This is a genomic window from Bradyrhizobium sp. MI1.11 (assembly GCF_055811255.1).
Genome location: NZ_JBVVPM010000083.1, coordinates 1 through 24,429, shown reverse-complemented (window position 1 = coordinate 24,429; position 24,429 = coordinate 1). Strand labels below are relative to the sequence as shown.

At 64.4% G+C, this 24,429-nt stretch carries 24 protein-coding genes; 18 read left to right on the top strand and 6 right to left on the bottom strand.

Going from position 1 to position 24,429, the window contains the following annotated elements; all coding sequences use genetic code 11:
- The first annotated feature begins 194 nt into the window (after positions 1 to 194).
- Complete coding sequence (locus tag AC0L30_RS39760) at positions 195 to 359, top strand: DUF3309 family protein (RefSeq protein ID WP_007596187.1); 165 nt, start codon at positions 195 to 197, stop codon at positions 357 to 359.
- A 211-nt stretch (positions 360 to 570) separates the two neighbouring features.
- Complete coding sequence (locus tag AC0L30_RS39755) at positions 571 to 864, top strand: hypothetical protein (protein WP_007596188.1); 294 nt, start codon at positions 571 to 573, stop codon at positions 862 to 864.
- Positions 865 to 943: 79 nt separating this feature from the next.
- Here AC0L30_RS39755 and AC0L30_RS39750 read toward each other — a convergent pair whose 3' ends face one another.
- A complete protein-coding gene (locus tag AC0L30_RS39750) occupies positions 944 to 1,501 on the bottom strand; it encodes a DUF4112 domain-containing protein (RefSeq protein ID WP_088941332.1) in 558 nt (185 codons plus the stop codon).
- Positions 1,502 to 1,562: 61 nt separating this feature from the next.
- Positions 1,563 to 1,988, bottom strand: a complete 426-nt coding sequence (locus AC0L30_RS39745) for a DUF5413 family protein (protein WP_007596190.1) — start codon at positions 1,986 to 1,988, stop codon at positions 1,563 to 1,565.
- A gap of 143 nt (positions 1,989 to 2,131) precedes the next feature.
- Here AC0L30_RS39745 and AC0L30_RS39740 point away from each other — a divergent pair, with 143 nt between their 5' ends.
- From AC0L30_RS39740 to AC0L30_RS39730, 3 genes are all read left to right on the top strand, one after another.
- Positions 2,132 to 2,377: a cysteine rich repeat-containing protein gene (locus AC0L30_RS39740; RefSeq protein ID WP_007596191.1), complete on the top strand. Its 246-nt coding sequence runs from the start codon at positions 2,132 to 2,134 to the stop codon at positions 2,375 to 2,377.
- 37 nt (positions 2,378 to 2,414) lie between these two features.
- Positions 2,415 to 2,642: a hypothetical protein gene (locus tag AC0L30_RS39735; RefSeq protein WP_007596192.1), complete on the top strand. Its 228-nt coding sequence runs from the start codon at positions 2,415 to 2,417 to the stop codon at positions 2,640 to 2,642.
- Between the two features lie 260 nt (positions 2,643 to 2,902).
- Positions 2,903 to 3,172, top strand: coding sequence for a hypothetical protein (locus tag AC0L30_RS39730; RefSeq protein ID WP_246648728.1), 270 nt, complete (start codon positions 2,903 to 2,905; stop codon positions 3,170 to 3,172).
- Between the two features lie 157 nt (positions 3,173 to 3,329).
- On the opposite strand, the gene AC0L30_RS39725 is transcribed toward AC0L30_RS39730, so the two are convergent.
- Together AC0L30_RS39725 and AC0L30_RS39720 are read right to left on the bottom strand one after the other, a co-directional pair.
- Positions 3,330 to 4,955, bottom strand: a complete 1,626-nt coding sequence (locus AC0L30_RS39725; RefSeq protein WP_007596195.1) for a hypothetical protein — start codon at positions 4,953 to 4,955, stop codon at positions 3,330 to 3,332.
- Positions 4,956 to 4,992: 37 nt separating this feature from the next.
- Positions 4,993 to 6,285: an adenylosuccinate synthase gene (locus AC0L30_RS39720; protein WP_007596197.1), complete on the bottom strand. Its 1,293-nt coding sequence runs from the start codon at positions 6,283 to 6,285 to the stop codon at positions 4,993 to 4,995.
- Positions 6,286 to 6,690: 405 nt separating this feature from the next.
- Between AC0L30_RS39720 and mgtA the strand changes: the two genes are divergently transcribed.
- Positions 6,691 to 9,189, top strand: a complete 2,499-nt coding sequence (mgtA, locus tag AC0L30_RS39715; protein ID WP_473406543.1) for a magnesium-translocating P-type ATPase — start codon at positions 6,691 to 6,693, stop codon at positions 9,187 to 9,189.
- Between the two features lie 153 nt (positions 9,190 to 9,342).
- Positions 9,343 to 10,275 carry a DMT family transporter gene (locus AC0L30_RS39710; protein ID WP_007596200.1) on the top strand — a complete coding sequence of 311 codons (933 nt, stop codon included), beginning with the start codon at positions 9,343 to 9,345 and terminating at the stop codon, positions 10,273 to 10,275.
- 55 nt (positions 10,276 to 10,330) lie between these two features.
- Here AC0L30_RS39710 and AC0L30_RS39705 read toward each other — a convergent pair whose 3' ends face one another.
- Positions 10,331 to 10,720 carry a DUF1330 domain-containing protein gene (locus AC0L30_RS39705; protein WP_473406544.1) on the bottom strand — a complete coding sequence of 130 codons (390 nt, stop codon included), beginning with the start codon at positions 10,718 to 10,720 and terminating at the stop codon, positions 10,331 to 10,333.
- A 105-nt stretch (positions 10,721 to 10,825) separates the two neighbouring features.
- On the opposite strand from AC0L30_RS39705, the gene AC0L30_RS39700 reads away from it, so the two are divergent.
- Together AC0L30_RS39700 and AC0L30_RS39695 are read left to right on the top strand one after the other, a co-directional pair.
- Positions 10,826 to 11,761, top strand: coding sequence for a DMT family transporter (locus tag AC0L30_RS39700; protein ID WP_473406542.1), 936 nt, complete (start codon positions 10,826 to 10,828; stop codon positions 11,759 to 11,761).
- 97 nt (positions 11,762 to 11,858) lie between these two features.
- Positions 11,859 to 12,836: a Bug family tripartite tricarboxylate transporter substrate binding protein gene (locus AC0L30_RS39695; protein ID WP_473406541.1), complete on the top strand. Its 978-nt coding sequence runs from the start codon at positions 11,859 to 11,861 to the stop codon at positions 12,834 to 12,836.
- 120 nt (positions 12,837 to 12,956) lie between these two features.
- On the opposite strand, the gene AC0L30_RS39690 is transcribed toward AC0L30_RS39695, so the two are convergent.
- Complete coding sequence (locus AC0L30_RS39690) at positions 12,957 to 14,642, bottom strand: methyl-accepting chemotaxis protein (RefSeq protein ID WP_007596208.1); 1,686 nt, start codon at positions 14,640 to 14,642, stop codon at positions 12,957 to 12,959.
- Between the two features lie 251 nt (positions 14,643 to 14,893).
- Here AC0L30_RS39690 and AC0L30_RS39685 point away from each other — a divergent pair, with 251 nt between their 5' ends.
- The 9 genes from AC0L30_RS39685 to AC0L30_RS39645 form a co-directional block, all read left to right on the top strand.
- Positions 14,894 to 15,937, top strand: coding sequence for a C-terminal binding protein (locus tag AC0L30_RS39685; protein WP_473406540.1), 1,044 nt, complete (start codon positions 14,894 to 14,896; stop codon positions 15,935 to 15,937).
- 88 nt (positions 15,938 to 16,025) lie between these two features.
- On the top strand, positions 16,026 to 17,369 hold the full coding sequence (locus AC0L30_RS39680) for an ABC transporter substrate-binding protein (RefSeq protein ID WP_007596211.1): 1,344 nt from the start codon (positions 16,026 to 16,028) through the stop codon (positions 17,367 to 17,369).
- 140 nt (positions 17,370 to 17,509) lie between these two features.
- The gene (locus AC0L30_RS39675; RefSeq protein WP_473366537.1) at positions 17,510 to 18,466 is read left to right on the top strand and encodes a carbohydrate ABC transporter permease; all 957 of its coding nucleotides are present in this window, start codon (positions 17,510 to 17,512) and stop codon (positions 18,464 to 18,466) included.
- Positions 18,459 to 19,358 (top strand): carbohydrate ABC transporter permease, encoded by a 900-nt coding sequence (locus AC0L30_RS39670; RefSeq protein WP_219681670.1) that lies wholly within the window; start codon positions 18,459 to 18,461, stop codon positions 19,356 to 19,358. The genes AC0L30_RS39675 and AC0L30_RS39670 overlap by 8 nt, the downstream gene beginning before the upstream one ends.
- Positions 19,359 to 19,491: 133 nt before the next feature.
- A complete protein-coding gene (locus tag AC0L30_RS39665; protein ID WP_473406539.1) occupies positions 19,492 to 20,460 on the top strand; it encodes an MBL fold metallo-hydrolase in 969 nt (322 codons plus the stop codon).
- A gap of 50 nt (positions 20,461 to 20,510) precedes the next feature.
- On the top strand, positions 20,511 to 21,515 hold the full coding sequence (locus AC0L30_RS39660; RefSeq protein WP_473406538.1) for an alpha/beta fold hydrolase: 1,005 nt from the start codon (positions 20,511 to 20,513) through the stop codon (positions 21,513 to 21,515).
- 21 nt (positions 21,516 to 21,536) lie between these two features.
- Positions 21,537 to 21,983 carry a DUF6130 family protein gene (locus AC0L30_RS39655; RefSeq protein ID WP_007596219.1) on the top strand — a complete coding sequence of 149 codons (447 nt, stop codon included), beginning with the start codon at positions 21,537 to 21,539 and terminating at the stop codon, positions 21,981 to 21,983.
- 84 nt (positions 21,984 to 22,067) lie between these two features.
- Positions 22,068 to 23,423, top strand: coding sequence for an esterase-like activity of phytase family protein (locus AC0L30_RS39650; protein ID WP_473406537.1), 1,356 nt, complete (start codon positions 22,068 to 22,070; stop codon positions 23,421 to 23,423).
- A 167-nt stretch (positions 23,424 to 23,590) separates the two neighbouring features.
- On the top strand, positions 23,591 to 24,429 hold an 839-nt coding region (locus AC0L30_RS39645; RefSeq protein WP_473406536.1), incomplete at its 3' end, for an IS5 family transposase.

Below are 24,429 nucleotides of genomic sequence, written 5' to 3'. Positions count from 1 at the left end.
CCCCCCCCCCCCCCCCCCCCCCCCCCCCCCCCCCCCCCCCCCCCCCCCCCCCCCCCCCCCCCCCCCCCCCCCCCCCAAAAACCCCCCCCCCCCCCCCCCCCCCCCCCCCCCCCCCCCCCCCCCCCCGCGATGTGCTTTTCTTCCCTGGTGGTGCGGCCGGCCATGGCGTTGCGGCGGCCGCCAGGGAGGATGCCATGACGCTTGGGACCATCCTGATCATCCTGGTGATCATTTATCTCGTCGGCGGCTTGTCGGGCCGCATCGGTGGCTACGGCTACGGAATGGGTCATTCCGGCATGGGGATCGGCGGCCTCGTCCTGGTGGTGCTGCTCGTGCTGCTGCTCCTTGGCAAGCTATAAACCATCCAAGCAACTGATATTATTGCAATTTTCCGAGTTGCGGAGCTGCCATGCGCGGATTCATCATCTCGCATCGCGGGGGTCGCAATTTTGTCAAAACGAGCTATATTAGAGGACGAAAATGACATGTGCGGCGCCCACTCAATGGTGGCCTCTGCCCGTCCCAACCCCACGCGCTTAAAGCCCCAGAGAGATCACGAGGTCTTTGACCATGCGTCCATTGCGTCCGTTCAACTTCAACACTTCCGCCGAACTCTTCCCCGCTGCGATCCGCAAGAAGAAGCGTGCAGGCTTCACCTATCGCCGGTTCGGCACCGCGGCCGAAGCCGTGCAGTTCGCGATGGAGCAGTTGCCGACGGACTCGCTGAACGGCGCCTATCTTCAGGTCGAGGAAGCGCGCTTCGACCAGAACGGCATCCGCTCGCTCTATGAGAGCGAAGCCTTCCCGCTGCCCCGTCACCGCAAGCCGGTGGAAGCCAGCACCGACGCCGCCGACGCGGCGTAAATTTTCGTAAAGCACCTCCGATGTGCGCTGAAAGCGCGGTGGCCGAAAGGCCGCCGCGCTTTTTGCATTTTCGGGAGTGTCAGATGCGCGGCTGCTTGTCGAGCCAGCGGCGCAGCAGGCGCACGTTGCGCATGTTGGCCCGGAACATGACGTCAAAGGCGTCGCCCGCGAACGGGACGATGCCGACGACGCCGTCGAGGGCGACATTGCCGAGCATGCGCGCGGTGATGTACCAGGGCGCCCCGAGCGCCCTCGCCTCTCGCACCAGCCAGAGCGAGATCGCGGTGGTGATGATGTCACCGACGACGGGGATCAGTCCGATCAAGCCGTCGATGCCATAGCGGATATTGGTTCCGGGCAGCACGAAGGCCACGTCGAGCAGCTTTGCGATCGCCTCGATCCGCGCGATCCGCTGCTCGCGCGTCAGATTGCCGAACGGGTTGCCGGCGAAGGGACTGTCCTTGCCGAACTCGAAGCGAAACTCGCGAAAGCCCTGCTCCAGTGTTTCGGGCCGGATCTCACGACCGTCCTGATCGATGATCGGCCCACGCCCCTCGCTGCCCGAAGAGGCCGCACCCGGGCGGCTTCCCGAATGGGATCGACGCGGGGCAAGAATATCGTCATCGGACATGGTCATGGCCTGTAGGGAACGCACCAGCACGGCGGAGGTTGCTGCGGCGTGATCGAAGGTCGCGCCCTCAAGTCGGTGCCGCCGCCGGCTGCGGCTCCGCGACATATCTGTGCACGAGCCAGGATGAAATCACCGCCGGCACGAACCCGACGAGGCCGTACAGGATGAACTGCACCGCGCCCGAGTCCGGCCCGCGCGAGCTATAGGTCAGCGAGGCCAGGATGAAGGCGAACACGCCGACCAGCAGCATCCGCAGCACCGGGCCGATCCGCCGGATGTGGACCAGGATGTCGTCGACCGCCCCGATCATCAGCGAGGGCAGGAAGCCGAACAAATAGCTGTATTGCAGGGATTTGAAGAACACCGCGAACAGCTTGCCGACCTCAGCGAGACTGGTCTGGGTCCAATAGCCGGACTGATAGGTCGTCGTCAGCAGCAGCAGGAACCCGCCCACGAACGGGCCAACCAGCGCAAACACGAGATAGCGTTTCATCAGGCACCCTCATCCTTCGCCCCGTTATAGCAGCGCCGCAGGAACCTTGAATAGCGGCGGCGCGGGCTCTGCCCTGGGAACAAGCCGCATAGCGACGAGTTCAGACAGGACCTGAAACTCACCTGTCAGATTTGGAGCCGCCGATGTCCCGCAAACTGTTCTTCCTGGCGACGATCGCGCTGACGGCCGTGAGCGGCCTGTCGAACGCGCCCGCTCTCGCACAAGGCCATATGGGTTCGCCGCAGGAGCAGCAAGCCTGTTCGCGGGACGCCTCGCGCTTCTGCCGCAAGGACCTCGGCAATGACGGTGCGGTGCAGAATTGCCTGCAAGCCAACCGAGCCAAACTGTCGCGGTCTTGCAGCAAGGTCTTTCAGAGCCACGGCATGTGAGGACCGGAACCATCCCCGGCGAACGGAGAGTGAAGCCATGTTGCGCGACGAACAGCTCTCGATCCTGAGGGACATCAGCCAATCCATCGCCTTTGCCGACGACCGGCACGGCAAGATAGGCGAGCTGATCGCCGACGGTTACGTGATGAAGGACGGCGATCTGTTCGAGCTCACGGCAAAGGGCGTTACGGCGGTCGAGGAGCACGCAGCGCTTGGCGCAAGCGATGCGGAACCAGCGAGCGCATCCTCCGATCGGTTGATCTGATCGCATGCGAGTCGCATTGTGCGTGACGTGCGCGCAACAATTGCGAATTCCTTTTCGCTTGGCATTGCGGCCGCGCGACAATGGCGCATACTTGATTCGGGCGGCGCAGCACTTTTCGATTCGAACATCACGAGAGATCGAGCAACCACATGCGGGATTGAGGTCCCGGCGTGATGGCTGAGACATGCGGCAGGTCAAGCCGCGTGCGGCGCCCCAAAATCAAGTGGCTCAAGCCCACGGAACTCGGGGACGCATTCTGCATGACACGCAATCAGACGATCGCAACTCTCTTCGCCCTCGCCACCACCATCGCAATCCCGACCTCGCCGGGCTTCGCGTTCTCGTCCGAAGCGCAGCAGATGTGCTCGGGCGATGCCATGCGGCTGTGCTCCAGTGAGATCCCCGACATCCCCAGGATCACCGCCTGCATGGTACGGAACAGGTCGCAGGTCAGCCCCGGCTGCCGCGCCGTGATGGACCGCGAGCACGCCGCCGCGACATCGCGCAAGCGGGAAGCCACGGCGCAGTAGAGAGAGAGCGTACCTGCGGCCATCCTTCGAGACGCCCGCCCACGGGGCGGGCCCTCAGGATGAGGTCTCGTTTCGCGGCGAGATATCAAACCCTCATGGTGAGGGGCTCGCCAAGGCGGGCGTCTCGAACCATGCAGAGGTCTCACGGAGTAGAGATCTAGTCGCCCCACTGCGCGAAGGCGTCGTTGAAGGCGCGCTCGCCGGGAGCGCCCTTCTCGATGGCGATGATGGCGCGGCGCTGGTTGGCGTAGACCAGGGGCACGTCGAACCAGGAGCGCTCCTTCAGGAGCTGGACGTTGCGGCTGCGGTCGGCGTCGACGTTGGAGAGGCCGACCAGGAAGAAGCCGTCGGTGACCTTGACCGCGAGGCCTGCGAGCGGCGTGCCGCGTGCCTGCTCGTTCGACTTCATCAGGATGCCCGGCACGTTGGCGACGCCGCCTCCTGAAAAGTCCGCCGGCAGGACGAAGGTCAGCTCCGCGGTGTGGCTCGCCGGCAGCGAGGAGTCGGTGTTGCGGCGGAACGACATCGTCATCTTGAACTTGCGATCGGGGATCTCGATGTCGGCGCGCACGGCGACGTCGGCCTTTTGGTTGCCCGACGCCTTGATCGGCTCGAGCCGCCACACCACCGAGCCGACATATTGCTTGCCCTTCGGATCGGATGGATCCTCGTCGTAGAGCACGACCTTCTGCGCCACCGGCGCGACCGGCTGGTCGCTGGCCGAGGGCTGGCCGACGCGATCCGGGATCTTGGGCTTGCTCTGCGGCTGAGACGAATCCTTGGGCGCCTCCACCACTTGCGTCGGCGAAGACTTCAACAGGTTGGTCGCGGTCTGGACCAGTTGCTTGCCCCACAGGATGCCGGCACCGACCAGGATCAGCACGATGCCGACGGCGATCGCGCTCTTGAACGGAAACACGGAGCCGGTGCGGGCGCGGGCGCGCTTCTTCTTCGGTTCGCGGTCGAGAACGGGGATGTGCGGACGCGGCGGCTGCGACTGCGGCGCGTAGCGCTCAGCTTCCTCGATCGATTCGTCGTAGGAATACGGCGCGTCCGCTCCGGCGGCGCGATTTTCCAGGCTCGGCTCGAGCCGATCGAATTCCGGCGAGGGCGAGGGCACGTTGGCGTAGGTCCGGCGCGCCGCGCGGTTGGCCTGCGCGGCGGCGCCGCCGAGATCGTTGGCGTCGGCCGTGATGTCGCGGAAGCCGCGCACGCCCGGTGCCGGCGGCAGCGGCGGCGGAGGTCCCATGTCGGGCGGACGGCGCCCACCGGCGCGATCACGTCCGGCCGGCGGAGGCTCTGGCATCGACGGCGGTGCCGACGGACCCGGCTGCCGCGGCGCGTCGAAACGCGGAGCCCGCGGCGCGCGCGGGGCGTCGCCCTGGTCATCAACGTTGAACGAGGGCCGGTCGGCGCGCGGCGGCGGCGGAGCCGGACGGGTGCGCGGCGGGGCAGCGCTTTGCGGCGCGGGCGCGTTGCCCTCGGTGGCGCGGGTGCTCGCGCGGCGGAAGGCATCGCCGCTGCCGCTGCTGCGGGCGCTGCCACCGGGGCGCGAGGCCTCGCGGGCACGCTGGGCAGCCTCTGATTCGACCTTGCGGACGGCCTCTTCCAGCGAAAGCCGCTCGCGGGTGATCTCGGATTCGGAGAGCGGCGGCTGCACGCTGCGGAGCTGCGCGATCAGCGCCGTGCGCGCCCGCTCGTAGAGCGCGCGACGGCTCTCGCCGGGAGCGTTGGGGTCCAGGGCGGCAATAGCGCGGGCGATCAGCGGATAGTAATCAGCCATTTCTACTCAATTATACGCGCGTCCCGGTAAGAGATCGTTAAGCCTCAAACGGATTTTGTACCAGGATAGTATCCTCGCGTTCAGGGCTCGTGGAAAGCAGTGCGACCGGGCACCCCACCAATTCCTCGATCCGGCGGACATATTTGATCGCCTGGGCCGGCAGCTGGGCCCAGGACCGCGCATTGGCGGTCGGCTCCTTCCAGCCCTCGATGGTCTCGTAGATCGGCTCGACCCGGGCCTGGGCGCCCTCACCCGCCGGGAAATGATCGATCTCCTTGCCGTCCAGCTTGTAGCCGGTGCAGACCTCGATCGTGTCGAAGCCGTCGAGGATGTCGAGCTTGGTCAGCGCCAGACCGTTGATGCCGCAGGTCCGGACCGCCTGGCGGACCAGAACCGCATCGAACCAGCCGCAGCGGCGCGGGCGCCCGGTATTGGTGCCGAACTCGCGGCCGCGCTCGCCGATCTTGCGGCCGGTCTCGTTGTCCTGCTCGGTCGGGAACGGGCCCTGGCCGACGCGGGTCGTATAGGCCTTGCAGAGGCCGAGCACATAGCCGACCGCGGCGGGGCCGAGCCCCGAGCCGGTCGCGGCCTGCGCCGCCACCGTGTTGGACGAGGTGACGTAAGGGTAGGTGCCGTGATCGACGTCGAGCAGCGCGCCTTGCGCGCCCTCGAACAGCATGCGCTTGCCGGCGCGCCGTTCGATGTCGAGCAACCGCCACACGGTCTCGGCATAAGGCAGCAGCTGAGGTGCCAGCGCGGTCAATTCCTTCAGGATCTCCTTGCCGTCGAACTCCGGCAGGCCGAGGCCGCGGCGCAATGCGTTGTGATGCGCCAGCAGCCGGTCGATCTTGTGCGGCAGCGTGTCGAGATCCGCGAGGTCCATCAGGCGGATGGCACGGCGGCCGACCTTGTCCTCGTAGGCCGGGCCGATGCCGCGGCGGGTGGTGCCGATCGCGGTCGCCGCATTGGCGGATTCGCGATGCGCGTCGAGTTCGCGATGGAGCGGCAGGATCAGGGTGACGTTCTCGGCGACCCGAAGATTGTCCGGGCTGACCGCGACACCCTGCGACCGCAGCTTGGTGACCTCGTCGAGGAAGGCGGCGGGATCGAACACGACGCCGTTGCCGATCACCGACAGCTTCTGCTCGCGCAGCACGCCCGAGGGCAGCAGCGCCAGCTTGTAGGTCTTGCCGTTGATCACCAGCGTGTGGCCGGCGTTATGGCCGCCCTGGAAACGGACGACGATGTCCGCCTGCTCCGACAACCAGTCGACGATCTTGCCCTTTCCTTCGTCGCCCCACTGGGCGCCGACGACGACAACATTGGCCATTCGCGGGTAATCCCTATGCAATCTGTTAGATGCGCCCAGCCCAATCACGGCCGGGGCCGCTCGAACGCGAGGCAGCCAACCGGATAAAGGATGCAGCCTCTGTAAGCAAGCAAGAACGGGGCTTTTTCGGGGCCCAATGCGCTATCCAAGCCCTTGATATCCCCTAAAAATCCGCTTTGTCGGACGGGCTCTACGACGTTAGGCCCGGATGCGGCCGTCGACCACTTCGATGATGCGGTCGCAGCAATGGTCGAGCTCGAGGTCAATGCCCTGCAGCACGTCGTTTCAGTCGGCAGATGCCAACGAAGCCAGGCGCTCGCGGCCATCCAAATTGCGGTAGGTCAACAGGTTACACCGAATTTCGAGGCATTTGCCTGACGAGACAATTCGAATCGGGGGCCTTGCTTGTCGGACAGTCCAGCGCACGCCGACGACCGCTTCTGGCATCTTTCACCCGATCAATTATGCAAGCGACTGGGCTGCGGCCTCACCGGCCTGACCGCCGCGGACGCCTCCGAGCGCCTCGATCGCTTTGGGCCGAACAGCGACGCGCGGCCACGCGTCGAGGGGGCGGCGCGCGCGATCATGCGCCGGCTGCTGGAGCCGCTGTCTCTGATTCTGCTGGTTGCCGGCATCGTCTCGATGCTCACCGGCGACGATATCGGCGGGCTCATCATTGTCCTGATACTCGCGCTCTCGATCGGGCTCGACACCGTCCAGGAAGGCCATGCGTTGCAGGCCGCGGAAGTGCTCCGCCGATCGGTTGCGCTCAAGGCCGAAGTCAGACGTGACAACGACTTCCGCGAGATCGACGTCGATCGGCTGGTGCCGGGCGACATCCTGCGCGTCCGTTCAGGCGACATCATTCCCGCGGACGCGCTCATCCTGGAGTGCACAGCCTTCACCGCGGGCGAAGCGGCGCTCACCGGCGAACCCTATCCGGTACAGAAGCGCGCCGGCGCCACCACCGACCCAGACGACACGTCGAATGCACTGTTTCGCGGCGCCGTCGCGCAAACCGGCGAGGCGATCGCGCTCGTCGTCAGGACCGGACGCGACACCGTGTTCGGAGCCGCGGCCTCCGCGCTTGCCGAGGCCCAGACGCCTTCGCCGTTCGAGCGCGATTTGCGCGAATTCGGCCTCGTGATCGCGCGCGCCACGCTGGCGTTGGTGCTGGTCGTGCTCAGCGTCCGCGTGGTGTTCGGCCGCCCGGTAATGGACTCGCTGCTGTTTGCCGTCGCCCTCGCGGTCGGGCTGACGCCGGAACTGCTGCCGATGATCACCACGGTGACGCTGTCGCGCGGCGCGCTGCGCATGGCCGGCCGCAAGGTGATCGTCAAGCGCCTCGCCGCGATCCACGATCTTGGCGCCATGACCGTCTTGTGCACGGACAAGACGGGCACGCTGACCTCGGCCGAGATCACGCTGGCCAAGAGCCTCGATGCCGCCGGCAAGGACGATGCCCGCGCCGCGCGGCTCGGCGCCATCGCCGCGAAACTCGGCGGCGATCGCGGCTCGCTCGACGCGGCGCTGGTTGCCGGCCAGTCGAATGCCGCGCAGGACTGGACGCTCGCCGGCAGGCAGGCGTTCGACTTTTCACGGCGGCTGGGATCCGTGCTCGCGACCGGTCCCGAAGGCGCGCTGCTCATCGTCAAGGGCGCGCCTGAGGCGGTGCTCGAGCTGTGCGTGATGGATGACGGCGCCCGGACCCGCGCGATCGCCCGCGTGCACGAGCTCGCGAGCGAAGGGCTACGCAGCATTGCGATCGCCTCGCGCCCGTGGACCGGCGCAACCCGCGAAGTCGAGACCGCCGACGAGACCGATCTCGTCTTCGAAGGTTTTTGCGCCTTCGCCGACCCGCCGAAGCCGACGGCCGCGGCCGCGATCGCACGGCTCGCGGCAACCGGCATCACGCTGAAGATCCTGTCGGGCGACGATCCGGTGGTGGTGAAGCGACTCGCCGGCCTGGTCGGGCTGAACGCCGACCGCGTCCTATCGGGAGCCGACATCGCCGAGCTCAGCGACGAAGCACTGGCGGTCCAGGTTCAATCGACCGACGCCTACGGCCGGCTTGCGCCCGATCAGAAGTCGCGCGTCGTGAAGGCCCTTCAGGCCGGCGGCGCGGTGGTCGGCTTCCTGGGCGACGGCATCAACGACGCTCCGGCGCTGAAGGCCGCCGATATCGGCCTGTCGGTCGAAGGCGCGACCGGCGTGGCGCAGGCCGCCGCCGACATCATCCTGCTCGCCTCGGATCTCGAAGTCGTCGCCGACGGCGTCGAAGAGGGCCGGCGCACCTTCGCCAACATCATGAAATATGTCCGGATGGGCGCGAGCTCGAATTTCGGCAACATGCTGTCGATGGCGATCGCCTCGATGGCGCTGCCGTTCTTGCCGATGCTGCCGACGCAGATTCTGCTCAACAACCTGCTCTACGATCTCTCCGAGCTTGGCATTCCCTTCGACCAGGTCTCGCGCGCGGCCACCGCGCAGCCGCAGGTCTGGAGCATGACGCGGCTGGTGCGTTTCGCCGCGATCATGGGGCCGCTGTCCTCGGTCTTCGACTTCCTGACCTTCGGCGCCCTCATCCTGCTGTTTCAAGCGTCGCCGGACGAATTCCGCACCGCCTGGTTCATCGAATCCATGGCGACGCAGATCCTCGTGATCTTCATCATTCGCACCAACGGCCGACCGTGGCGCAGCTGGCCCGATCCGGTGCTGTCCGTCTCATCGCTGGTCGCCTTGCTGGTCGCGATGGTGGTGCCTTTCACGCCGCTCGGTGCCTGGTTCGGCTTTGTTGCGCCGCCACCGCTCATAATGGCCGGCATCGCGCTTCTGGTTGTCGTCTATCTCGCCTGCGCCGAACTGTTGAAGCCGTTTGCGATCCGTGCCGGACTGAAGGGTTGAGCGGGTTCCGGCCGCCGCCGTGCATGGACGCGATGCGCCTCGCGCCATTGATATCGGCCGGATTTCCGTGTCTTTGAACGGGCCGGGTCTGAACCGGCCCGGGTGCCGCCGGGCTGGAGGCTTGGCGCATGACGCGGGGCCACAACGATCACAATGTCCGCCACCGACGAGACCACCGGCGCCGCCACGTCCGGCCACAACTGGATCGCCAACCAGCCTTACCTGCTGCTCAGCATCACCGCGCTGTGCTGGGCCGGCAATGCCATCGTCGGACGGCTCGCCGCCGGTCACATTCCGCCGGTGACGCTGTCGTTCCTGCGCTGGTTCTTCGCCTTCCTGCTGGTGCTGCCGTTCGCCTGGAAACACCTTGCGCAGGACTGGCCCGCGATCCGCGGCAAGCTCGGCCTGATGGTCACACTCTCGATCACCGGCATCGGCGCCTTCAACACGCTGCAATATTGGGCGCTGGAGCATACGCAGGCGCTCAACACGCTGCTACTTCAGTCAGCCGCGCCGCTGGTCGTGGCGCTGTGGTCGCTCGCCATCCTCGGTATCAGGCTTACCGCGGCGCAGGCCTTCGGCGTGCTGCTGTCGATGTGCGGCGTGCTGATCATCCTGCTGCATGGCGATTTCACCACGCTGTCGAATATCGATTTCAACAAGGGCGACCTCATCTTCGTCGTCGCGCTGATCATCTTCGCGCTCTATTCGGTGCTGACCTTGAAGCGGCCGCCGATGCACGGCCTGTCGTTCCTCGCCTTCACGTTCGGCTGCGGTGCTGCCTGTCTCATTCCGTTGGAGATCTGGGAGCTGTCCGCGCGCCCCATGATGAAGCTCGACGGGCCGAACCTCCTGACCCTGTTCTATGTCGCGGTGTTCCCCTCGACGCTCGCCTATCTCTGCTTCAATCGCGGAGTCCGGCTGATCGGCGCCAACCGCGCCGCGCCCTTCTTCCATGTCGTGCCGGTGTTCGGCTCGATCATGGCAATGGTGTTTCTGGGCGAGCACCCCCAGGCGTTCCATTTCATCGGCTTCGCGCTGGTGCTGGCCGGCGTGTTCGTGGCGTCACGGAAGCAGGCGGCATAGGTCCTCCTTCTCCGTCGTAGGAGAAGGAAAGCGCCGTGCCGCGCGGCAGCCAAGGCTACTTCACCTTGAACTTGCTGTACGCTTCGCTGGTCGCAATGATGACGTGCTCGGCGCAGGCGTTGACGCGGTGCGGATCGGCCTCAGTTTCGTAGGCCTGCGACGTCATCATGTCGATGAAAGCCGCAACCGTGGGATAATAGACCAGCGCCGCGAAATCCAAGTCGTTGCCCTGCTGCGGGCCGAGCGCGACCGCCTTGGCGTCGCCGGTCCAGAGCAGCGTGCCGCCGCGCGCCTTGATCATCGGCACTGTGACCGCACTGTAGCGCAAATAGGCGTCCCAGCCGGAACCGTCGCCGTCGCCCGAGCGCGCGTGGAAGCGCATCAGGTTCAACATCACCACCGGTGCATGCCGATCGAGCCGATCCAGGCCGTCGATGTTCAACATATTAACCGCCAATGCCGCCTCCTCTGGTCATGCCTGCATTGTAGCATTGCGACCGCGTGACTTGTGTCACGACGTAAATCCGGCGCAAGCTCGCGTCGAACGCCAATGACGATCGCTTCGCCCGCGCCACCCGCCTCCAATCCGGCCAGCTGGCTCAACAACCAGCCTTATCTGCTGCTCAGCCTGAGCTCGCTGTTCTGGGCCGGCAACATCGTGCTCGCGCGCCACGTCGGCGCGCATGTGCCGCCGCTGATGGTGACCACGATCCGCTGGTTTGGCGTGTTCCTGATCCTGCTGCCGTTCGCCTGGCCGCATCTGAAGCGTGACTGGCCGAACTTGCGCAAGAGCCTGCCGCTGATGCTGTTCCTGTCGCTGGTGGGCTTTGCCTTCAACAACGCGATCTCGTACTGGGCGATGCAGTACACGGAGGCGCTGAACGCGCTTCTGATCCAGTCGGCCGGACCGCTGTTCGTGGCGCTGTGGTCGCTGGTGCTGTTCGGCGTGCGGCTGACCGGTGCGCAGCTCGCCGGCATCGGGATCTCGCTTCTCGGCGTGCTGATCATCATCCTGCGCGGCGATCTCGCCGCGCTCGCGAGTATCAGCTTCAACAGGGGCGACATCATGTTCGCCTCCTCGCTGGTGGCGTTCGGGATCTACTCTGCCTTCATCCCGCGGCGACCGAAGATCCACCAACTCTCATTTCTCTCCTTCACCACCTGCTGCGGCGCGACGATGCTGCTGCCGACCGCGATCTGGGAGGCCTGGAGCGGCCGCGTTCTGCAACTCGACGGGGTGACGCTGGCGACGCTGGGCTACATCCTGATTTTTCCCTCGACGCTGGCCTATCTGTTCTTCAACCGGGGCGTGGCGCTGATCGGCCCGAACCGCGCCGCGCCGTTCTTCCATCTGGTGCCGGTGTTCGGTTCGGCGATGGCGATCCTGCTGCTCGGCGAAAAGATCCAGCCGTTCCACCTGATCGGCTACCTGCTGGTGCTCGCCGGCGTCGTGATCGCCTCGCGCCAAGGGTCTGCGGTGAAGTAATTCCGCACCGCGAGACGAGGCGACAAACTCGCGCCTTCCGATTTCGACGAGGAGACGCTAGGTTCCCCGCCAACGAAAAAAGAGGGAACGACCAGACATGCTTTCAGCGTTGATCCGAAACTTGCGTGCCATCGGCACGGCCGCCCTTTGTCTCGCTGGCGCATCCGCTGCGCAGGCCGACAATTATCCGAGCCGCAACATCACGCTGGTGCTGCCGTTCGCGGCCGGCAGCGGCACCGACACCACGACGCGGCTGATCTCGCAGCATTTGTCGCAGGCCCTCGGCGTCGGCATCGTCATCGAGAACAAGGCGGGCGCCAACGGCATGATCGCCGCCACCTATGTCGCGCGCGCCGCGCCCGACGGCTACACGCTGCTGGTGACCACCAACACCACGCATTCGGCCAATCCCTATCTGCTCAAAAGCCTGACCTACGATCCGATCAAGGACTTCACCCCGATCGCGCGCACCGGCGACCTGCCCTTTATGCTGGTGATCCACCCGGAGGTGCCGGCCAAGACGGTCGGCGAGCTCATCGCCTACGGCAAGGCCAATCCGGGCAAGCTGAGCTACGCCTCGGGCTCGTCCTCGGCGATCGTGTCGGGGGCGACCTTTGCGCATAATGCCGGTCTCGACCTCCTGCACGTGCCCTACAAGAGCTCGCCGCCGGCGCTCAACGACGTCATGGGCGGACGCGTCTCGATGATGTTCGTGGACATCCTGACCGGCCTGCCGCATGTCCAGGGCAACGCGCTACGCGCCCTCGCCGTCACGACAAAGGACCGCTCGTCGCTGGTGCCGAACCTGCCCTCGATGCAGGAGGCCGGCGTGCCGGACTTCGACATCTCGTCGTGGCAGGGCTATTTCGGCCCCGCCGGCATGCCCAAGGAGATCGTGACGCGACTCAACGCCGAGATCCGGAAGATCGTCGAGAAGCCGGAGATCAAGGCCCAGCTCGCCACCCTCGGCATGGACGCGTTTTCAGGCACGCCGGAACAGCTCGGCACGTTCGTGAACGAACAGCTGGTGTTGTGGGAGAAGCTGATCCGCGAGGCGGGAATCGAGAAGCAGTAGGGCGGTCTCGTAGGGTGGGCAAAGCGAAGCGTGCCCACCGAGAAGTTACCGCGAACTCAAAAAGAAAAGGTGGGCACGACGCTTCGCGTCTTTGCCCACCCTACGAATTCAGTGCAAGCCTTACGCTGCGCGCACCTTGGCGAGGAAGCCGTCGACTGCGCTGCGCAGCGCGCCCGACTGGCTGTCGAGCTCGCGGGCGTTGGTGAGCACGTCGCTTGCCGCCGTGCCGGTCGCTTCCGCGGCCGAGGTGACGCTGCCGATATTGGCGTTGATCTCGTTCGATCCGGCCGCGACCGACTGAATGTTGCGGGCGATCTCGCGGGTCGCCTCACCCTGCTGCTCGATCGACGCGGAAATGCCCGCGGTGATCTCGCTCATCTCGGCAATGGTCTGGGTGATGCCGCCGATGGCGGCGACCGCATCGCTGGTCGAAGTCTGCATCGCCGCGACCTGGGCGGAGATTTCCTCGGTCGCCTTGGCGGTCTGGTTGGCGAGGGCCTTGACCTCGGAAGCGACGACGGCGAAGCCGCGGCCGGACTCACCGGCACGCGCCGCCTCGATGGTGGCGTTGAGGGCGAGCAGATTGGTCTGCGCCGCGATCGAGTGGATCAGCTTGACCACCTCGCCGATCTTCTCGGCGCCGGTGGAGAGTTCCTGCACCGTGGCATTGGTGCGCTCGGCGTCGTTGACGGCGCGGCTCGCCACTTCGGTCGAGCGGGTGACCTGGCGCGAGATTTCCGCAACCGAGCTCGACAGCTCTTCGGCAGCCGCGGCGACCGTGCCGACATTGCCCGACGCTCTCTGCGAGGCCGCGCCGACCGTCGCCGCACGCGAAGAGGCGTCGCTGGCGGTCGCGGTCATCGATTGCGCCGTGGCTTGCATGCCCGTCGCGGCCGAGGAGACCGAGCGGACGATGCCGTTGACGCTGCGTTCGAAATCGCTGGCGATACCCTCCATCGCGCTGCGACGTTCCGCCGCGACACGATCCTTGGCATCGGCTTCGGTTTTCTCGAGGTCGCGAATGCGCAGTGCGTTGTCCTTGAAGATCTGGACGGTCGACGCCATTGCGCCGACCTCGTCGCCACGGCCGACGCCGGGAATGTCGCCCTCAAGCTTGCCCTCGGCGAGATCCTTCATGCGGGCGCCGAGCAGCGCCAAGGGACGGCTGATGCTGCGGCCAAGCCCCCAAGCGACGCTGCCCGCGACGACGACGATGCCGAGCATGGCAAGCCCGAGCAGCCAGTAGATCGGGACCATCTTGGCGTCGATATCGTCGAGATAGCCACCGGTGCCGAGATACATGTCGAAGCCGGGCACGGCCACCGCGTAGCCGATCTTGCGGATCGGCGTTTCCTGGCCGGGCTTCATGAACTCGTAGAAGAGCAGAAATTCGCCGTTGGCCTTGACGCCATCCATCCATTCCTTGGAAAGATTGCGACCGTTGGTCAGATTGCTCATGCGGTTCAGGCCGACCTGCTTGGGGTCGGGCGCAAGCTGCGTGATGCCGTCATACGAAGTGCCGAAGAGGTAGCCCGCGCCCTTGTCGTAGGTCATCGCGTTGCCGAGCAGACGAAACTCGGCCATCGCCGCGTCCTTCGTCATCTCGCCGGCATCGACTCGTTTCTTGAGAGCGAGGGCCATGTTGCGGGCAACCTCGACGATGGCCTTGGTCTGCTCGACGCGTGCATTCACCATCTCGCGCTTCATCAGATAGCCGGCGAGAAATCCGGAGATGCACAGGCCGAACAAGGTGACGCCGACGAGAATGCCGAGCTTGGGGGCGATCTTCAGATTGCTCAATTTCACGGGATGGCTCCGGCAACAAAAGGACAAGGACGCACGAGCGAATCGATCGCAATTGAAACAACTTTTAGTGGCGACCCCTTAGCAACCTGTTACGGAGCGCCCCGTAAAGGCACGGAGGAAACGTCCGGGCCGTCGCACAAATCGCCGCGACGGCAACCGCCGATTGTACGCACCCGGCCCGATTTCGCGTAAAAGACGCAAAGGCCCGGCAAAGTCCGGGTCACAACAAGAAACCAAATCGGGAGCAGGAAATGCCGAAATACAGGGTGGTGACGCCGAAGGGCGCGAGCTTCACGGTCGCGAGCAGCGATTATTCCTACGAGCGTGAGGCGCTCGATCCGATCGACGCCGAGATCGTCGAGGCGCCGGCCGACGAGGCCGGGTTCATCGCCGCCGCCAAGAGTGCGGACGCCATCTACGCCAAGGGCATCCCGATCACCAAGACCATTATCGACGCGCTGGAGACCTGCAAGGTCATTACGCTCGGCTCGGTCGGCGTCGACAGCGTCGACATCAAGGCCGCGACCGCGCGTGGCATTCCCGTCACCAACATCCCCGACACCTTCATCGAGGAGGTCGCCGACCACGCCATGATGCTGCTGCTCGCGGGCTTCCGCCGCCTGGTCGAGCAGGACCGGATGGTGCGCAGCGGCCGCTGGGCCGAGGGCCGGCCGGCATTGTCGAAGATTCCGCGGCTGATGGGCCAGACGCTTGGCTTCATCTCGTTCGGCCGCGTCGCGCGTGCAGTTGCGAAGCGCGCAGCTCCCTTCGGCCTGCGAATGATGGCCTACGATCCCTTCATCCAGGAAACGCTGATGTCCGACCACGGCGTGATTCCGGCGACGCTGAACGAGGTGTTGTCGCAATCCGACTTCGTCTCAATGCATGCCCCCGCCCGGCCCGAGGTGCATCACATGCTCACCGAGAAGCACTTCCGGCAGATGAAGAAGGGCTCGGTCTTCATCAACACCGGCCGCGGCGCCACCGTGGACGAGGAAAGCTTGATCAAGGCGCTTCAGGAGGGCTGGATTGCCCATGCCGCCCTCGACGTGCTGGAGAAGGAGCCGCCCTCGCACAACAACCCCATCCTCGGCATGGAGAATGTGACCCTGACCGCCCACGTCGCCTCCGCCTCGGCACGGTTCGACGAGGCGCGCAAGCGCCGGGTGGGCTACGAATTGTCACTGGTGCTTCAGGGCATGTGGCCGGTAAGCTGCGTCAATCCGTCGGTGCTGCAAGACACCGCGCTCCGCCGCTGGCAACCTGTCAGCATGGACCGCGGCCCGAACAGCTAGGCGGGACGGCCGCGAAGGCGCGCCGGCAACCGGAAAGACCCTTCACCGGCGATCAACGCCGGGAAGGGAAAAACATAGGGAGGAACCGATGAGGAACGACATCACACGTCGTGATGCCTTGGCGCTGGGCCTGTCCGCTGCGACAATCGCGGCAACCGGTGCTCCGGCGAATGCCCAATCCACGATCAAGGCCGCGGACGTCCCCGCACCGAAACTGCCGATCGAGAAAGGCGCATCCCTGCGCATGCTGCGACCGGTACGTTTCGTCCAGGCCGACGAGGATGTGTTCCGCGCCAATGCGGCGAAATTCACCAAGGAGACCGGCGTCGAGGTCAAGGTCGATTTCGTCGGCTGGGAGGACATCAACCAGCAAACCGCGGTGACCTCGAATTCCGGCGCCGGTCCCGACATCATCATCGGCTTCTCCGACGCACCGCACATTTACGTCGACAAGCTGATCGAACTGACCGATGTGGCCGACTACCTCGGCAAACGGTACGGCGGCTGGCTGCCGCTGGCGCAGCGCTACGGCAAGAAGAACAAGAGCCCCATTTGGATCGGGCTGCCGTTCGGAGCCACCGCGGGTCCCGTGATCTATCGCAAGTCGATCCTGCAATCGGTCGGCTTCGACAAGGTGCCGGAAGACCATGCCGGAATCCTCGACCTGTGCCAGAAGCTCCAGAAGGCCGGCAAGCCGGCGGGCTTCGCCCTCGGCAATGCCAAGGGGGACGGCAACGGATTCGCAAGCTGGGCGCTATGGTCGCACAACGCGGCCCTGCTGGACGAAGAGGGCAACGTCATCATCAACAGCAAGGAGACGATCGCCGCGCTGAACTGGGTCAAGCAGCTCTACCCCACCTTCATCGCCGGCACGACGTCCTGGAATGACGTCAGCAACAACCGCGCCTACGCTGCGCAGGAGATCGCGCTGACCGCCAACGGCGTCTCGCTGTATTTTTCGCTGAAGAACGATCCGGCGACCAAGGCGATCGCCGACGACAGCGAGCATCAGTTGCTGCCGAAAGGCTTGGCCAAGGTGTCGCCGATGGCGGGCCTGACGCTGAACGCCATGGTGTTCAAGCACAGCCAGTATCCTAACGCCGCAAAGGCCTTCCTGCAATACATGCTGGAAAAGGACCAGTACGAGCCGTGGCTCAACGCCAATTCCGGCTATTGGGCCCAGCCGCTCGCGGCCTATGCCGAGGCCGCGGTGTGGTCGCAGGATCCCAAAGTGAAGCTGTTCAAGAACACGATGAACAGCACCTATTACGACGGCTACGCGGGCCCGATCTCGACCGCGACCGGCGCCGTCAGCGCCGACTACGTGCTGATTCAGATGTTCGCGTCCGTCGCGACCGGCGCTGCCACGCCGGAAGCCGCGGCCGCGGAAGCCGAGCAGCGCTGCAAGCGGTACTTCCGGCGGCAGAAGTAGCGCCCGACGATAAAGCGACCGTCATGGCGAGGAGCGAAGCGACGAAGCAATCCAGACTGTAACTGCGGAGACAGACTGGATTGCTTCGCTTCGCTCGCAATGACGGATGTGGTGACAGCCTAAAACAGGACGCCTGATCGATGTCCGTGACCACACTTCCCACTCTCGCCCTCGCACGACGGCAGCCCTCCTGGCTGGCGCGCCTGTTCGACTACAAGCCGTTCCTGATCGTGATGTGCCTCGCACCCGCGATCGGGCTGCTTACGGTGTTCCTGACCTATCCGCTCGGCCTCGGCATCTGGCTCGCCTTCACCGACACCACGATCGGCAGAAAAGGCGTCTTCGTCGGCTTCGAGAATTTCCAGTATCTGCTCACCGATTCCCTGTGGTGGAACGCGGTGTTCTACAGCGTGGTCTACACGGCGATCGCGACCTTCGGGAAGTTCGCGCTGGGGTTCTGGCTCGCGCTGCTGCTCAACAACCATTTTCCATTCAAGAGCCTGTTGCGTGCGATCATCCTGATGCCCTGGATCGTGCCGACGGTGCTCTCCGCGCTGGCGTTCTGGTGGATCTACGATCCGCAATTCTCGATCATCTCCTACCTTCTGGTCGACGTGCTGCACTGGCGCACCACCAATATCGACTTCCTCGGCTCGCCCTGGCCGGCGCGCTTCTCGCTGATCGCCGCCAACATCTGGCGCGGCATTCCCTTCGTCGCGATCTCGCTGCTGGCGGGCCTGCAGACCATTTCGCCCTCGCTCTACGAGGCCGCGATGCTCGATGGCGCCAGCGCCTGGCAGCGCTTCCGCTACATCACCTTCCCGATGATGATGCCGATCCTCGCCATCGTCATGACCTTCTCGATCATCTTCACTTTCACCGACTTCCAGCTGGTCTACGCCATCACCCGTGGCGGACCCGGCAACTCGACCCATCTGCTCGCCACGCTGGCCTTCCAGCGCGGCATTGCCGGTGGCGAGCTCGGCGAGGGCGCGGCGATCGCGGTGTCGATGATCCCGTTCCTGGTGTTCGCGACGCTGTTCTCTTATTTCGGCCTGGCGCGCCGCAAATGGCAGCAAGGAGAGAGCAATGACTGATACAGTGGCGCAACCGGCCGTCGCCGACGCGAAGGCTGTGCCGGACACCATGGCCTGGGATTCCGGGCTGCGGCGACTGATGATGATCTATCTGCCGCTCGGCTGCTTCGTGCTGATCCTGCTGTTTCCGTTCTACTGGATGGCGATCACGTCGTTCAAGCCGAACGCCGAGCTGATGAACTACCGGGAGCACAACCCGTTCTGGATCTCCTCGCCGACGCTGGCCCACATCAAGCACCTGTTGTTCGACACCGCCTATCCGCGCTGGCTGTGGACGACGATGCTGGTCGCGATCGGCGCGACCACGCTGTCGCTGATCGCGAGCACGCTTGCCGCCTATGCGATCGAACGCTTGCGCTTCCGCGGCAGCCCCTATGTGGGGCTGGGCATCTATCTCGCCTATCTCGTGCCGCCATCGATCCTGTTCATTCCGCTCGCAACCGTGGTCGTGCAGTTCGGCCTGTTCGACAGCCCGCTCGCCCTCATCCTGGTCTATCCGACCTTCCTGGTGCCGTTCTGCACCTGGCTCCTGATCGGCTATTTCAAGTCGATCCCCTACGAACTCGAGGAATGCGCGCTGGTGGATGGCGCCACACGGCTCCAGATCCTGCGCCGGATCACGCTACCGCTGGCGGTGCCCGGCCTGATCTCGGCCGGCATCTTCTCCTTCACGCTGTCCTGGAACGAGTTCATCTACGCACTCGCCTTCATCCAGAGCGGCGCCAACAAGACGGTGCCGGTCGCGATCCTGACCGAGCTCGTCACCGGCGACGTCTACCAGTGGGGCGCGCTGATGGCGGGATCACTGCTCGGCTCGCTGCCGGTTGCGATCTTCTACTCGCTGTTCGTCGATTACTACGTGTCGTCGCTGACCGGCGCGGTAAAGGAGTAACTCGCGGCTGAGCGCAAGCGCAGTCGATCGTGCTATCGTGATAGACTGCTTGCTGCATTGGCCCCACGCTCCATCGTGACAGCGGGGTCGATCATTGGCGCCGTCGATTGTCGCTCGAGAAAGCGAAAATTGCATGCGTTCGCCAAAGCTCCCGTCGTTATCCCGACGCGGTTTCTGCCTGTGTTGCGTCGGCGCCGCAGCGTCCGCCGCTTCGGGATGGCTTAGCCCGAGGCAAGCCTACGCAGAGGCGCGAGGCATCGTCAGCCTGATCAAGGACAGTGCTGCGGTATCGCCGATTGTCACGCACAAGCTCCGAAACAACATCACCGTGCTGGAAGGCTCCGGCGGCAACATTGCCGTGCTGACCGGGCCCGACGGCAAAGTCCTGATCGATGCGGGCATCCGCGTCTCACGTCCACAACTCACCAAAGCGCTGGCTGATCTCGGCGCCGATCCCGTCACCCATCTCGTCAACACCCACTGGCATTTCGATCATGCCGATGGCAACGAATGGCTGCATGCAGCCGGCGCCAAGATCATTGCCCAGGAAAACACCCGTAAACATCTTGCCGAAGTGCAGCGGGTCGAGGATTGGGACTACAATTTCCTTCCGCTCGGCGCGGGCGGAATCCCCAGCGAAGTCTTTGCCGACAGCCGCGAGCTTAGGCTCAACGGAACCTCGATCGGCCTGAAGTATTACGGGCCCGCACACACCGACAGCGACATCTCCGTCACTTTCGCAGAAGCCAATATCATTCATGTCGCCGACATGTTCTGGAACGGCATCTATCCGTTCATCGACTATTCGACCGGTGGCAGCATCGACGGGATGATCGCTGCATGCGACGCCAATCTCGCGGCAATGGACAAGGACACGATCGTCATCGCCGGGCATGGCAAGCCGGTCGGCAACAAAGTCGAATTCCAGGCCTTTCGCGACATGCTCGCCGGGATCCGCGACAATGTCGCCCGCCTCAAGAAGCAGGGACGAACGCGCGATGAAACCGTTGCGGCGAAGCCGACCGCGGCCTTCGACGCGATATGGGGGCAATTCGTGATCGATCCCGGCTTCTTCACCCGGCTGGTCTATCAGGGCGTTTGAAAAATCCCTCTCGGCCGTCGACGAACTCATCGTATTGAAAGGACATTGACATGAAAATCGTAGAGACCACATCCAAGCCATCGCTCCTCGATCGTCGCCGTCTCGTTCTTGGGTTGTCCGGAGCGGCTGTCGCAGTTGCTTCCACGGCGGCATCCGCGAAGCCGGAGCGCGACGAACACACCGCCGGCGCCTATCCGGTCACCTATCACCGAACCAAGACCGTCGACGGGATCAAGATCTTCTATCGCGAGGCGGGTCCGAAGGACGCGCCGGTCGTGCTGTTGCTGCATGGCTTCCCGACTTCCTCCCACATGTTTCGCAACCTGATCCCGGCACTGGCCGACAGGTACCATGTGATCGCTCCCGACTATCCCGGCTACGGCCAGAGCGAGATGCCACCGCGCGCGACATTCAAGTACACATTCGACCGTTTCGGCGAGCTTGTCGGCGGCCTGCTCGACCAGCTCGGCGTCACTCGCTATGCGATGTATGTCATGGATTACGGCGCTCCCGTGGGCTGGCGCCTGGCGCTCAAGAATCCAGAGCGCATCAGCGGCCTGATCGTGCAGAACGGCAACGCCTATGATGAAGGGCTGAAAGAGTTCTGGAATCCGATCAAGCAATACTGGACCGACGGATCCGACACCAGCCGCCAAGCATTGATGAAGCTGGTGACGCTGGAAACGACGAAATTCCAGTACACCGACGGCATGTCCGACGTCAGCCGGATTTCACCCGACAACTGGGTGCAGGATCAGGCACTGCTCGACCGTCCCGGCAACAGCGAAATCCAGATGGACCTGTTCTACGACTATCGGACCAATTTGCCGCTGTATCCCGCGGTGCAGGCCTATTTCCGCAAGCACAAGCCGCCGACACTGATTGTCTGGGGCAAGAACGATTTCATCTTCCCGGCCGATGGCGCCCATCCCTACAAACGCGACCTGCCCCAGGTGGAATTTCACCTCATCAATACCGGCCATTTCGCGCTCGAGGACAAGTTCGACGAAATGGTCCCATTGATCCGCAACTTCCTCTCCCGCAAGATCGCCTGATCAGTCCGGAAGGAAACGGACATGTATGCCGCTCTCGACTGCATGGCCGTTCTGGCGGCCTCCACTTTGTTCGCAGCAGCCGCCGTCGCCCAAACCGCCAGAGACGTGCGCGGCCCATCGCCACTGGTCGCGATCGAAAATGAGGCGCCTGCGCGGTTGATCGTCGATCCGCCGCTCGCCGACCAGTTGGCGCAGGGTCTCGTCTTCATCCAGTACACCACGGAGAATCTCCGCGTCGTGCCGGTGTTTGGCAAGGGCGCGCTCGACGTATCGCCGCGCATTGGCCACGTCCATATCACGGTCGACGATGCGCCCTGGCATTTTGTCGATGCCAGTGGCGAGACCGTGATCGTGGTCGGACTGAAGCCAGGACCCCACAAGGTCCTGTTGGAGCTGGCAGATCCGACGCACCACGTGATCGACAGCAAGTCCGTCAGCTTTGAGATTCCCACACCGCTAAAAAAATGACCGTCGGCCGCGGCGTTTGGCCCGGTTTCACAAAACTGCAATGCGCGATCCGCATAAGACGGCCTCCGTTAACAGGAGACGCACATGCGCGCGACTTTTCTTGGCACCGTCGCAACGATCACTCTCACCGCGAGCTCCGCGCTCGCGCAGAGCGAAGGCGAATTCCCGGCCAGGCTCGCCGGCCACGTCGTGATGCCGGCTGCCACGTTCATCGACGCGCCGGCTGATGCGCCCGCCGATCTCAAGACCTCCGGCAAATACACCACCGGAAAGCGCGTCGACGCGCTCGGCACGGTGATGGGCAAGTCCTATGAGCGGGCGACCGGCTTGTCGCTGCCGTTCAAGGGCCAGCCGCTGCAAGGCCATTCCGGCATCAAGTCGATGGGCGACGGCACCTTCTGGGTCATCACCGACAACGGCATGGGCGCGCGCGCCAATTCGCCGGATTCGATGCTGTACCTCAACCGCTACAAGATGGATTGGGCCGGTGGCAAGATCGAGCGGCTGGAGACCGTGTTCCTGCACGATCCCGACAGACGCGTGCCGTTCCGCATCGTGCATGAAGACACCGAGAGGCGCTATCTCACCGGCTCCGACTTCGACACCGAAGGCTTTCAGATCATCGGCGACACCTTCTGGATCGGCGACGAGTTCGGCCCCTACATCCTGAAGGCCGACAAGACCGGCAAGATTCTCGGGCTGTTCGAGACGGTCGCCGACGGCAAGCCGGTGCGCTCGCCGGATCATTGGGCGGTGACGACCCCGGGCGCGCCGGGCGCGACCTACACCAACGTCAACCTGCGGCGCTCCAAGGGTTATGAGGGCTTCGCCTCCTCGAAAGACGGCAAGTTTCTCTACGGCCTGCTCGAGGGGCCGCTGTGGGACGCCGACAAGAAGGACTGGGAGAAGGTCGACGGCAAGGAAGCCTCGCGCATCCTCGAATTCGACGTCGCCGCGGAAAAGTTCACCGGCCGCTACTGGCAGTATGTGTTCGAGCAGAACGGCAATGCCATCGGCGACTTCAACATGATCGACCCGAGCGCAGGTCTGATCATCGAGCGCGACAACGGCGAAGGCACGCCCGACAAGGCCTGCCCGCAAGGCACCCGCGGCGAGAACTGCTTCCCTGACGTCGCCAAGTTCAAGCGCGTCTACAAGATCGAACTCACCGACGCCAATGTCGGCAAGCCCGTGCGCAAGATCGGCTACATCGATCTGATGAAGATCAGAGATCCCGACAACAAGGCGAAGAAGCCGCTCAATGACGGCGTCTACACCTTCCCGTTCTTCACCATCGAGAACGTCGATCGTGTCGACGAAACCCACATCATCGTCGGCAACGACAACAATCTGCCGTTCTCGTCCAGCCGCGATCCCAACAAGGCCGACGACGACGAGTTCATGCTGCTCGATGTCGCAGATCTCCTGAAGGCGAAGTAGTCGTCCGTGAACAAGGCTCTAAGCGATTGAGCAGGAGTCAGTTTTCCGGTTGCGGCGGCATTTGAGATTGCAGGGATTGGGGGCTTGAGGCCCCCAAACCTTGCAATTTTCGTTTGTGGATTCCCTTTCGCTGCGGACCATGATTCTGTGGTGCATCGGAGGGGCCGATGCGACCGAAGAAGCACAGGACGACGGGATCGAACGATCTGTTCCAGGCGAGGCTGGACCAGATCATCAACATGAAGCACGAGCTGGTTCAGCTCGCCGGCAAGATCGATTGGGACTGGATCGACGGCGAGGTCGCGCCGCTCTACAGCGAGAATGGCCGGCCCGGGATCGAGACCCGGTTCGTGATCGGGCTGCTGTTGCTCAAGCACACTTACGGGCTGTCCGATGAGGGCGTTTGCGAGCGCTGGGTTCACGACCCGTATTTCCAGTTCTTCACCGGGCAAGAGTTCTTTCAGCATGCCTTCCCGCACGAGCGCTCGGACCTGAGCCATTGGCGCAAGCGGCTCGGCGACAAGTTGGAGCTGCTGCTGGCGGAGAGCCTGCGGGTGGCGCACGAAGCCGGCGCGTTACGCGGCCAGGACCTCAAGCGCGTCACCGTCGACACCACGGTGCAGCCGAAGGCCATCACCTTTCCGACCGATGCCAAGCTGCTTCATGCGGCTATCAAGGGGCTCAACCGCCTGGCGAGAAGGCACGCCGTCAGGCTGCGGCAATCCTATTCTCGTGTGGCCAAGGCCGCGGCGATGATGGCGGGCCGCTACGCCCATGCCAAACAGTTCAGCCGGCATCAGCGGCAGTTGCGCATTCTGCGCAGCCGGCTCGGCCGCATCATCCGCGACATCCGCCGCAAGATCGAGGGCCAGCCGGCACTGGAGGAGGCATTCGCCCTCCCGCTTGGCCGGGCCGTGCAAATCCGCTCGCAGCAGCAGCGCCAGCGCGGCTGGAAGCTTTATTCCTTCCATGCCCCGGAGGTGGAATGCATCGGCAAAGGCAAGGC

What these genes read in the sequence shown, in the direction of transcription:
- AC0L30_RS39760 (WP_007596187.1), top strand. Translation starts at nt 195, where the DNA reads ATGACGCTTGGGACCATCCTGATCATCCTGGTGATCATTTATCTCGTC.
- AC0L30_RS39755 (WP_007596188.1), top strand. Translation starts at nt 571, where the DNA reads ATGCGTCCATTGCGTCCGTTCAACTTCAACACTTCCGCCGAACTCTTC.
- AC0L30_RS39750 (WP_088941332.1), bottom strand. Translation starts at nt 1,501, where the DNA reads ATGACCATGTCCGATGACGATATTCTTGCCCCGCGTCGATCCCATTCG.
- AC0L30_RS39745 (WP_007596190.1), bottom strand. Translation starts at nt 1,988, where the DNA reads ATGAAACGCTATCTCGTGTTTGCGCTGGTTGGCCCGTTCGTGGGCGGG.
- AC0L30_RS39740 (WP_007596191.1), top strand. Translation starts at nt 2,132, where the DNA reads ATGTCCCGCAAACTGTTCTTCCTGGCGACGATCGCGCTGACGGCCGTG.
- AC0L30_RS39735 (WP_007596192.1), top strand. Translation starts at nt 2,415, where the DNA reads ATGTTGCGCGACGAACAGCTCTCGATCCTGAGGGACATCAGCCAATCC.
- AC0L30_RS39730 (WP_246648728.1), top strand. Translation starts at nt 2,903, where the DNA reads ATGACACGCAATCAGACGATCGCAACTCTCTTCGCCCTCGCCACCACC.
- AC0L30_RS39725 (WP_007596195.1), bottom strand. Translation starts at nt 4,955, where the DNA reads ATGGCTGATTACTATCCGCTGATCGCCCGCGCTATTGCCGCCCTGGAC.
- AC0L30_RS39720 (WP_007596197.1), bottom strand. Translation starts at nt 6,285, where the DNA reads ATGGCCAATGTTGTCGTCGTCGGCGCCCAGTGGGGCGACGAAGGAAAG.
- AC0L30_RS39710 (WP_007596200.1), top strand. Translation starts at nt 9,343, where the DNA reads ATGTCCGCCACCGACGAGACCACCGGCGCCGCCACGTCCGGCCACAAC.
- AC0L30_RS39705 (WP_473406544.1), bottom strand. Translation starts at nt 10,720, where the DNA reads ATGTTGAACATCGACGGCCTGGATCGGCTCGATCGGCATGCACCGGTG.
- AC0L30_RS39700 (WP_473406542.1), top strand. Translation starts at nt 10,826, where the DNA reads ATGACGATCGCTTCGCCCGCGCCACCCGCCTCCAATCCGGCCAGCTGG.
- AC0L30_RS39695 (WP_473406541.1), top strand. Translation starts at nt 11,859, where the DNA reads ATGCTTTCAGCGTTGATCCGAAACTTGCGTGCCATCGGCACGGCCGCC.
- AC0L30_RS39685 (WP_473406540.1), top strand. Translation starts at nt 14,894, where the DNA reads ATGCCGAAATACAGGGTGGTGACGCCGAAGGGCGCGAGCTTCACGGTC.
- AC0L30_RS39680 (WP_007596211.1), top strand. Translation starts at nt 16,026, where the DNA reads ATGAGGAACGACATCACACGTCGTGATGCCTTGGCGCTGGGCCTGTCC.
- AC0L30_RS39675 (WP_473366537.1), top strand. Translation starts at nt 17,510, where the DNA reads ATGTCCGTGACCACACTTCCCACTCTCGCCCTCGCACGACGGCAGCCC.
- AC0L30_RS39670 (WP_219681670.1), top strand. Translation starts at nt 18,459, where the DNA reads ATGACTGATACAGTGGCGCAACCGGCCGTCGCCGACGCGAAGGCTGTG.
- AC0L30_RS39665 (WP_473406539.1), top strand. Translation starts at nt 19,492, where the DNA reads ATGCGTTCGCCAAAGCTCCCGTCGTTATCCCGACGCGGTTTCTGCCTG.
- AC0L30_RS39660 (WP_473406538.1), top strand. Translation starts at nt 20,511, where the DNA reads ATGAAAATCGTAGAGACCACATCCAAGCCATCGCTCCTCGATCGTCGC.
- AC0L30_RS39655 (WP_007596219.1), top strand. Translation starts at nt 21,537, where the DNA reads ATGTATGCCGCTCTCGACTGCATGGCCGTTCTGGCGGCCTCCACTTTG.
- AC0L30_RS39650 (WP_473406537.1), top strand. Translation starts at nt 22,068, where the DNA reads ATGCGCGCGACTTTTCTTGGCACCGTCGCAACGATCACTCTCACCGCG.